This is a genomic window from Mycobacterium sp. E3247 (genome assembly GCF_001667785.1).
Classification (GTDB): Bacteria; Actinomycetota; Actinomycetes; order Mycobacteriales; family Mycobacteriaceae; genus Mycobacterium.
In genome coordinates, this window is record NZ_LZJG01000171.1 from 1 (window position 1) to 1,355 (window position 1,355).

1 protein-coding gene and 1 pseudogene are annotated in these 1,355 nt (G+C 62.8%); both read right to left on the bottom strand.

Annotated features, from left to right (window positions below; translation table 11 throughout):
• Positions 1-759: glycosyltransferase (locus A9X04_RS32240; RefSeq protein ID WP_197509106.1), on the bottom strand; the 759-nt coding region annotated here is incomplete at its 3' end.
• A gap of 393 nt (positions 760-1,152) precedes the next feature.
• Positions 1,153-1,355 (bottom strand): annotated as a pseudogene (locus A9X04_RS32245) (glycosyl transferase family 1); the annotation flags it as partial.

The following is a 1,355-nucleotide window of genomic DNA, read 5'->3' on the forward strand; positions in this document are numbered from 1 at the left end:
GCAGATCGGCGGCGATCCACCGGCGATCCACGATGCCACGTCCTCGTCGGCGTCCGTGGTCAACTCCATGGTCAGCGCGCCGACAAAGGGCCGTCGGTCGCCCCATTTCTTCGCCCATTCGGCGGCCAGCCCGGGAAAGCAGACTTCGTCATAGGCCTGGATCTCGAGCGAGCCGCGTTCGGCGATCCGCCGGGGCGAGGGTTTCGTGGCGGTGGGCAGTCCGAGTTCGCGGCGCTGCCGGTCCTCGGCCCTCTTGTTCATCCGCCAACACATCCAGTCGTACACCGCCATCCCGGTACGGACCATCGGCCCGGGCAGTGCCGGAATCAGCTCGCCGTTGGGCCGCATCGGAATGTAATGCAGCGTGGCCATCGGAATGCGGTAGTAGTCGGCGACGTTGATCGCGAGGTCCTGGTAGAGCTGTCCGGTGAAGATCAAATCGGCGCCGGCACCGACCGACATCAGTGACGAGCTCATCAGCTGCCAGTTCCGCAGCACCGGCTCCCATGCGTCGCGCATCAACTTGATGGGCCCGCGCACGAAATTCTTCCAGAAGTCGCGGATGAACTCGTCGCTCCAGAAGTCGTGCATGTCGGGTCCGTAGCCGATGGCCGCCAGGCCTGCTTCCTGCGCGAGCTCAACAAGATTGGGCGGGACGGCCATGCGGACTTCGTGCCCTCTGCGCGTCAGTTCCCGCCCGATAGCGAGGCACGGCTCTATGTCACCGCGCGTCCCGTAGCTTGCCACAGCAAATTTCATCGCGTTGTAACCTTAATCACTTTTCCCTTGCCCCGGCAACACTTCAGAGTAGGGTCTTTCGGCCCTAATTTCAGTCTCTCCCTTCCCTATTGGGATTGACTGTTTTCGTTGCATGGCATGGGGAATGAGGTTCCGCGAGCGGGCGAACCGGCAATTCCCACCGGGCGCCGTCGGGTGTGACGAAGCCAATATCATCGGCCCTATCCCCCCGACCATTGGACTGTGACGACCTTTGACGGTTTGACGCGACCCCCAGGCATCGTCGGCTGATCAGATATCTAGTGTGCCAGAAAGTGTGGTCCCGTGTCTCCAGAAGCGGCAACTAGTTCGGCGCCGGCGCCGGAGTCAGGACGCTGACAGTGCGGCACACATCCGCGCTGTCGGCTTTGCCGATCAGGCGCGACTCCGCGAGCCGGCAAACTTCTCCACCACGTCAGCGGCCTTGACAACGCTTTCAGCGGGTTTGGTCATGTGCCGGGCGATCTCTCGCGCACGCACGCCGTAATCCGGATCGAGTATCCGGCGCAGATCCGCCAACAACGACTCCCGGGTGGTGGCCGAAAACCGCCGCGTGGCACCAACTTTCAGCCGTTTGA